We start from the raw sequence: 8,357 nt of genomic DNA, 5'->3' as shown, positions 1-8,357 counted from the left end.
CGAAGACTATGCGCTGTTTAGTGAATTCACCCGCCAGTTTAAAGTAGCCAACCTGCCCGATGTGCTGATCCGCTACGAGCTAGACCCTAGCGGCATTTCGCTGAGTAAACGCCGCCAGCAGCTCAAATCCCGCTTGGCCGTACAAAAAAAATACAGCGATGGCCGCCTTGCCGCCCTGATCGGCATGGCCAGAACGCGGCTTTTACTCTTGCTGCCCTATTCCTTGGTGTTTAAGCTCAAATCTAAATTAAGAGCAAAAAAAGCATGAGCCTGATTCCCGTAAAACCCGCTGCTAAAATTGTGCATATTGTTGAGGCCTTTGGCGCTGGCACACTGTCTATGGTGTCGGCGATGGCTAATGCGCAGGCCAAAGACGGCCATAGCATCACTATTATTCATTCGATCCGTGAAGAAACACCGGACAACTGGCGAGCGCTGTTTGTCGATGCCATCCGCTTTATTCAACTGCCCATGGTGCGCGCCATTAATCCTGCCGCTGACTGGCGTACTGGCCGCGCGCTTTATCACTGGCTGCGCGAGTTAAAACCAGATGTGGTGCATATGCATTCATCTAAAGCCGGTGCGCTAGGGCGGATTGTTAGCTTATTTATCCGTGGCAGATCTGCGCCAAAATGGTTTTTCTCACCGCATGGCCTGTCATTTTTGCAGCGTGCCGAAGGTCGTTTAAAAAACACCATTTTTCTGACTGTAGAAAAAATACTTTCAGAAATATCCTGCACCTTTATCGCCTGCTCACCTTCTGAGGGCGCAGAAATCCGCCGTCATCTCAGCAACAATGTAGTGGTCGTGAACAACGCGGTTGATCTGGCGGCCATCCCTGCCGCCAGCGGCAATCAGGATATTGTGCGCATCGGCACAGTTGGCCGTGTAACGCTGGCCAGAAACCCTGAGCTATTTGCAGAGATCGCCGGCCAGCTGACTCAGCCCGGTGTAGAGTTTCTATGGACTGGAGGCGGGGATGCCCACTCAGAAAAAACCTTGGCCAAGGCCGGCGTTCGGCTCACAGGCTGGACAGACCGCAGCCAAGCATTGCAGCACCTTGCTAGCCTTGATATCTATATACAAACCTCGCGCTGGGAAGGCTTGCCGGTAGCCGTAATAGAAGCGATGGCCGCAGGCCTGCCAGTACTCGCCACCAATGTGGTCGGTAATAAAGACCTAGTGATCGATGGCGAAAATGGCTATCTGTGTGAAAACAGTGCCGACTTTGTTAAATATCTAAATATCCTAATCGAAGACCGCCTCAGCCGCCAAAAACTAGGCGCACAGGCTAAAACATTTGCAGAGCAGCATTACTCGCTAGATAAAATGATGGCGAGCCTTTATAAGGCTTATGGACTGTCTTAGGGCGGGTGCAAGCAGCGAGTGATGCTTAATCAGTGCGCGGGTTACACCCGCCCTACGAATACCGTTTCTCTTGAGTTGATAGGGCTGGGTTTTACCCGCTCTTGCTCTACAGAACTTTTGCTTGAAAATCAGGAAGTAAAATGAATAAGCATTTACAAGCCGAAAGGGCCAAGCCTTTGTTGGCGCTGGCTGATTTTGCTGCGCTCACCGCATCTTTTTGCGCGGCGCTAGCCATGCTCAGCTTTTTTCGTCACCAAAGAATTGGTGGCGACTTTGCCGCATGGTGGTGGTGGGAAGGCTCGCAACAAAGTACCGCCTTTCTGTTTCTAGCCGTACTCACCGTTGGCAATTTTTGGTGGCGCGGGCATTACAGCCTGCGGCTGCCATTTTGGGATGAGCTGCTAGAAATCCTGCGCGCCCTGCTGCTTGCCGCACTACTCAACGGCATGCTGGTGCTGCTAGGTAAATTCACGGTATCGCGCTTTTTATGGCCAATGTCGTGGAGCCTTGCCCTACTGCTTTTGCCGTTTTTACGCTCACAAATGAAAAACTGGCTGCTATCTAAGCAACTCTGGCAGCTGCCAACGGTGATTATCGGGGCCAGCAGCAATGCCATCGACGCCTGCCGCGCCATGCATAGCGAGCGCCAGCTTGGGTTTGAGGTGCAGGCTTTTTTATCAATTAACCAGAGCGATCCAGCCACACTGATTATTGATGGCAAGGCTAGGCCGGTTATTCAGCTAGATGAAAGCGGGTTGCTGTCTTGGCTAGATAATAACGGCCGCCCCCACGTGGTGGTTGCCGTGGATGAAGATGAATTACGCCGCCTAGGCCCGCAAATTGAGCTGCTATCCCTCAAATATAAAGATATGCATATCATCCCGCCAATTGCTGGGTTGCCGCTGTTTGGCGTGGTACCGCATCACTTTTTCAGCCATGAAGTGCTGCTGCTACGGGTGCGCAATAATTTATCAGTGAAATCGCTGACCACCTTAAAGCGCGCTTTTGATTTATTCGGGGCCAGTGTTGGGCTGATTTTACTTTTTCCACTACTGACCTATGTAGCGGTTCAAATCAAACGCCAAGGTGGCCCTGGCAGCATCTTTTTTGGCCATGTGCGCGTGGGGATTAACGGCAAGCCATTTAAGTGCTGGAAGTTTCGCACCATGGTTTCTAACAGCCAAGAAGTGCTAGAAAAACTACTGGCCAGCAGCAGCGAAGCACGGGCGGAATGGGATAAAGACTTTAAGCTTAAAAACGATCCACGCATTACGCCGATTGGTGAGTTTTTAAGAAAAACCAGCCTCGATGAGATTCCGCAGCTGTGGAATGTGATCAAAGGCGAAATGAGCCTTGTGGGCCCCCGCCCAATTATCACCGCCGAGCTGGAACGCTATGGCGATCACGTTGATTTTTACTTAGAAGCGCGCCCAGGGCTAACCGGCTTATGGCAAGTTTCCGGCCGTAACGACACCACCTATGCCGAGCGCGTAGCGCTGGATGCTTGGTACGTTAAAAACTGGAATCTTTGGTACGACGTGGCGATTGTCTGCAAAACCATTCGCACCGTGGTCAGCGGGCGCGGGGCTTATTGATTTAGATAAAAAACATCGCCCACGAAAGGCATGAAAATCACGAACGGGCATCGCTTAAACGGTCAGCATGCCATGTCATTTTTACTGCCTTTCGTGTTCTTGGTGGACCAAACAAACGTCACACCACCTACTTGCCCTACATTTTAAAGCCATAGCGCAGCACCACAAAATCAGCACCGTAATTGGGGGTGTTGATATCGGCGTTCGAATGATGCTGATACATCAGCGTTAAATCTTGCGCAGACTGCTCGCCAAAGCGCATACCTGCACCAAACTGCTCGCCAAATTGAAATGCAGTACTAAAAGGGCCACGCTTGGCATAATCTGTGCGGGAAAACAAATGCCCCCCTACTCCTGCCTCTACAAACCACTGCGTGCCGGTCTCCAGCGGAGCCCATTCATATCGCAGCTCAGGTGTAATAAAAAATTCACCAGTGTTGCGATCATCCCCATGCCACAATCCGGCCCCAATCGCAAAGCCGGAGCTTAATTTGCCGGTTTTACTCTCATACCAAGACCAAGGTAGCGCCTTGTGTAAAGCCACTCTAAACAAATGATGCTGCTCAACATGGCTTGGCTGCACGCCTTGTCCAAGCTCCACTTGCCACTCCAAACCCTCAGCAGCTGAAGCAGCTAGCGCAATCAGCAAGGGGGAGATTAGTAGAAGATGGGTAAGCATGGCGAAGCTCCATTACGCAGTCACCTTTACAATATAGACACAACAATCCTTTTACACCCTCCTTACCACCTACAGGACTTCACCCATATTTTGGATAGAAAGCCTCGTCTAAAGCAGGTGTCTGCCCCCTTAAGACTAAGTTGCTAGCTATTTAAAGAAAAATTGCACAAAATATGAAAAAATCTGGCTTTTTACCCGTTGGCGAGCAGCCTAGGCCGCTTTGACATTTGATTTGCAAACATAATAATCGTGCAACAAATATCAACAGCACTAACGACAAGCCATACTTGGCACAAAGCTCACAAATCTTTTAGGAATTCCATGCAAGCCGATGAGTTCGTCCAGTCTTTTCGTCTGGCCGCCCCGTATATTCATGCCTTTCGTGATCGCACTTTTGTCATTGCCTTAGGTGGTGAAGTGGTTCGCGACGGCAAATTTGCCACCATTACGCACGATATCAATCTACTCACCAGCCTTGGTGTGCGCTTAGTTGTTGTGCATGGTGCTCGCCCACAAATTGAAGCCCGTATTAATGAGCGTGGTTTAGAGACGCGCTATCACCACGGTTTACGCGTTACCGATGCTCAAACTTTGGAATGTGTCATTCAGGCGGTGGGCCAAGTTCGAGTAGAGATTGAATCTTGGTTATCGATGGGCTTGGCTAACTCGCCCATGGCCAATGCCGATATTCGCGTCTCTGCTGGCAACTTTATTACAGCGCAGCCCATGGGTATTCGTGACGGCCTAGATTTAATGTACACGGGCGAAGTGCGGAAAGTAGACACCACCGCCATTCGCTATCGCCTTGATGATGGTGAGCTGGTCTTGCTTTCTACCCTTGGCTACTCGCCAACGGGCGAAGTATTTAATGTGCCACTCGAAGATGTAGCCACCAGTGCCGCCATTGCCCTGCGTGCCGACAAACTGATCTTTTTATTGGGCCAGCAGGGAGTAGAAGACTTAGTAGGCGAGCTGCTAACTGAACTAACCGCCTTGCAAGCTGAGCAGTTTTTAAACACGCATCCCCATCCAAACGAAGATATCCGGCTGTATCTACCCTGCGCCATTAAAGCGGTGCGCAATGGCGTAGCACGGGCGCATTTGGTTAGCCACCATGTGGATGGTGCTTTGCTTAAAGAGCTATTTACCCACGACGGGATTGGCACCATGGTTTCGCGTGATTCACTCGAAACCATGCGCGAAGCCACCATTGATGACGTCGGCGGGGTATTGGCCTTGATTGAGCCGCTAGAAGACGATGGGGTTTTGGTGAAACGTGGCCGAGAATTACTCGAGCGTGAAATCCATCGTTACTCGGTGCTCGAGCACGATAGTAAGATTGTGGGCTGCGTAGCGATGTACCCTTTCCCTAAAAGCCATATGGCAGAAATGGCCTGTTTGGTGATCCATCCCGATTACCGAGATGCTAATCGGGGCGAACAGCTACTCAAGCACATCGAGCAACACGCCCGCAGCCTAGGTGTGCGCGAGCTATTTGTGCTTACCACCCGTACCGCGCATTGGTTTGTAGAAAGAGGCTTTGCGCTGGCAACCGTTGATGCTTTGCCGATTGAAAGAAAGCAGCTCTACAATTATCAGAGGCGTTCAAAAGTATTTATTAAGCAGCTACGCAACTAAAGTTAGTTTAAGAAAATAAATAAGCAATATACGACATTTCAATTACTCATTATTATTGATGGTGTAACACTACCGAAAGCAAACAATGCTTTCGGTAGTAATCAGGCTAAGTGCCAGCAATATTTTTAAATAATGCTAAAGCATAAGCACCAAGCGACTAAGGCATATTTAAGCTGCTTGGCCTATAAAATATGTAATCATTTTCCAACAGGTTTGCATGGCATCGCTCCCGTTTTTTAATTCGCTACGTGCACGTTTAATTGTTGCCACTCTACTCGTGCAATGTACGATTTTAGCCGTCCTATTGTTCAATACATCGAGAATATGGTCAGAAATGGCCACCCATGCCACCGAAGTGCGCGTTCAAGAATTATCTCGGCTATTAAATGCGGCCTTCGCCACGCCTTTATCCAGCGGCAACATGGCCCAAGCGGCGGATTTACTTGAAGGAATTCGCACCGCTGAAGGGATTGATTACCTAATTCTGCTCGATAATAAAAAACAAATCATTGCCGCTCGGGGCTGGGATATTGCACAAAAACTTCCTCCAGTAGATAAACTATCGCTAGAGCGTGATCTGCCCGCTTTAATTCATGCGGCAACCCCAATTGAATTTGCTGGCGAGCCTTTTGGTGAGCTACGTTTTGGTGTTTCAACAGAAATTATGCGTGGCGGTATTAATCAGCTGATGCTGCAAAGCGCCATTACCATTATCGCAGGGGTTTTGCTTTGCGCGCTGATCATGGGTTTACTTGGCTTTTGGCTTACTCGGCATATCCACCGGCTTATCAAAGCTGCTGAAAACGCCGCAATAGGCCACTATGAAGCTCCTCTGCCCAGCAAAGGCCTGACTGAAATCACCCAGCTCACCACTCGCTTTAATGAAATGACAGTGGTTATCAAAGAGCGGGTTGATACCTTGGTGATGAACGAAGAAAAATTTCATACCATCGCCAACTACACACACAGTACCGAGCTATGGCTATCCCCCGATGAAGGCAAGCTGGTGTGGATTAATGATTCAGTCACACGGCTATCTGGCTATTCAGTCAATGAATGCATGCTATTAGGGGATTTTCCACTTTCACTCACCATGCCAGAGGAGCGAGATCGCGTCACCGAGACCCTACAACAAGCGCTGCTGCATCGCACCGTGATTCAAGATTTTGAATTTCGCGCAGTACGCCGTGATGGTCAACCCTTTTGGGCATCGGTTTCTTGGCAGCCTATTTACGATTCAAACAATAGCTATCTAGGCCTTCGAGCCAGTATTCGCGATAATAGCGAGCTCAAAGAAGACCGCCTTTCCTTACGCAAAGCCGTAATTGAACTGCGGCAAATTCAATCGCTAGGGCAAAGCTATTTATCCCGCGCCGAATCCGAACGGGCCCGTTTAAGCGCACTGCTTTCCGCCATGCGCTTTGGCGTGTTGTTTGTGGATAACGATAATCGCGTGGTGTTCCATAACCCCGCCTTCTGTGATTTATGGGGCCTTGGGCCAAGTAATCAGTTGCCAGGTAAACCGATTGGGCAAATTCTGCAAATTGCAGAAAACCGGCCTGCCCTAGGCGATATTATTGCCACCTACCTAGAAGAGCTGGTGCTCTCTGACGATAAAGTCGATTTTGGTGAGCTCACCATGAATGATGGCCGCGTCATTACGCAGCATGGCTTTAAGGTGCTCGATAGCCAAGGCGCGGCCAATGGACGGATGTGGATTTACGAAGATGTCACCCAGCAGCGTGAAATATCCGAGCATATGATCAAGCTGGCGGAGCGTGACTCGCTTACCGGCCTGTATAACCGCCATCGCTTCCAGCAAGAACTAGATAGAATGGTTTCAGAAGCCGACCGCAAGCAAAGCGCCATGGCCTTAGTCTTTTTCGATCTGGACGAGTTTAAACACGTAAACGATACCTTTGGTCACGGCGTGGGTGATGAGTTACTTAAATGCATCGCCACAACCATTGGCCTGCAAGTGCGCCGTCATGAGGTTTTATCCCGCCTAGGAGGGGACGAGTTTGCGATTTTAGTCCCCGATTGCAATGAGTTTGAAGTCAGTAAACTGGCCGAGCGAATTGTAAGCTCAATCGCACAAATTCCCTTTACCGTTGAAGGCCATGTATTGCGCCCTTCTTCATCGGTGGGGGTAGCGCTCTTCCCCAATCACGCCAGCAATTCACTTGAGCTAGTTGCCCATGCTGATTCCGCCATGTATCAGGCTAAATCCGCAGGTAAATCCACTTGGCGTATGTATCGCCAAGATGCCGATCCTTCTCGAGAAGCTATTACTCGGCTCTCATGGAAAGACCGCATCACCGATGCCCTAGAAAATGAGGGGCTAGAGTTACACTATCAAGGTATTTACTACCCCAAAACGCGCAAGCTCGCCCACTTAGAAGCCTTGGTGCGCATGAAAGACCTGCAAAAACCAGGTGAAATCATCATGCCTGGGATGTTTATTCCCCACGCCGAAAAAACCGGCAAGATTATTGATATTGACCGCTGGGTGATTCGCACCACCATTGAATTACTCGGTCAAAAAGCCAATATTCCATCCATCGCCATTAATATTTCTGGCCGCTCCTTTGATGAACCAGAAATGCCTGATTACATTAGCCAGCAGCTCAAGCTGCATAAAGTAAACCCAGCAAGGCTATTGGTGGAGCTCACCGAAACAGCTGCGGTATCGGATATCCGTGATGCTGAGCGCTTTATTGATGCGTTAAGAGCCACCGGCTGTACTGTTTGCCTCGATGATTTTGGCACTGGCTTTGCTTCCTTTGCCTATTTAAAACAATTAAAAGCCGATGTGCTTAAAATTGATGGCTTCTTTATTAAAGACATTATTAGCGATCACGACAGCCAAGTCTTTGTAAAAGGCATGGTGAGCATGGCGCATGAAATGGGCAAAACCACCATCGCCGAATTCGTAGAGAACGAAGCTATTTTTAATATGCTGATTGAATTAGGGATAGATCAAGTACAGGGTTATTATCTGGATAAACCCATGAAAAACCATCCTGGGCTGGATATTATTTAACGCTCTGATATTACGCAGCCCACTAAAAACACAA

6 protein-coding genes are annotated in these 8,357 nt (G+C 49.2%); 5 read left to right on the top strand and 1 reads right to left on the bottom strand.

The window, feature by feature from the left end:
- The 3 genes from Q0R17_RS18815 to wbaP all read left to right on the top strand — a co-directional run.
- A partial coding sequence (locus Q0R17_RS18815) for a hypothetical protein (RefSeq protein ID WP_293937876.1) occupies nucleotides 1-268 on the top strand: 268 nt, incomplete at its 5' end.
- On the top strand, nucleotides 265-1,368 hold the full coding sequence (locus Q0R17_RS18810; protein WP_293937874.1) for a glycosyltransferase: 1,104 nt from the start codon (nucleotides 265-267) through the stop codon (nucleotides 1,366-1,368). The genes Q0R17_RS18815 and Q0R17_RS18810, both read left to right, overlap by 4 nt.
- 140 nt (nucleotides 1,369-1,508) lie before the next feature.
- Nucleotides 1,509-2,963, top strand: coding sequence for an undecaprenyl-phosphate galactose phosphotransferase WbaP (wbaP, locus tag Q0R17_RS18805; protein WP_293937872.1), 1,455 nt, complete (start codon nucleotides 1,509-1,511; stop codon nucleotides 2,961-2,963).
- 136 nt (nucleotides 2,964-3,099) lie between these two features.
- On the opposite strand, the gene Q0R17_RS18800 is transcribed toward wbaP, so the two are convergent.
- Nucleotides 3,100-3,642, bottom strand: coding sequence for an acyloxyacyl hydrolase (locus tag Q0R17_RS18800; RefSeq protein WP_293937870.1), 543 nt, complete (start codon nucleotides 3,640-3,642; stop codon nucleotides 3,100-3,102).
- Nucleotides 3,643-3,963: 321 nt separating this feature from the next.
- Here Q0R17_RS18800 and argA point away from each other — a divergent pair, with 321 nt between their 5' ends.
- Both argA and Q0R17_RS18790 read left to right on the top strand, forming a co-directional pair.
- Nucleotides 3,964-5,280: an amino-acid N-acetyltransferase gene (gene argA, locus Q0R17_RS18795; protein WP_293937869.1), complete on the top strand. Its 1,317-nt coding sequence runs from the start codon at nucleotides 3,964-3,966 to the stop codon at nucleotides 5,278-5,280.
- Nucleotides 5,281-5,614: 334 nt separating this feature from the next.
- A complete protein-coding gene (locus Q0R17_RS18790) occupies nucleotides 5,615-8,323 on the top strand; it encodes an EAL domain-containing protein (protein ID WP_293937867.1) in 2,709 nt (902 codons plus the stop codon).
- The last annotated feature ends 34 nt before the right edge of the window (nucleotides 8,324-8,357 follow it).

Source organism: Iodobacter sp. (assembly GCF_025352645.1).
Classification (GTDB): Bacteria; Pseudomonadota; Gammaproteobacteria; order Burkholderiales; family Chitinibacteraceae; genus Iodobacter.
Note: the sequence above shows the minus strand (reverse complement) of the source record. Positions and strands in the feature narration are given on the sequence as shown.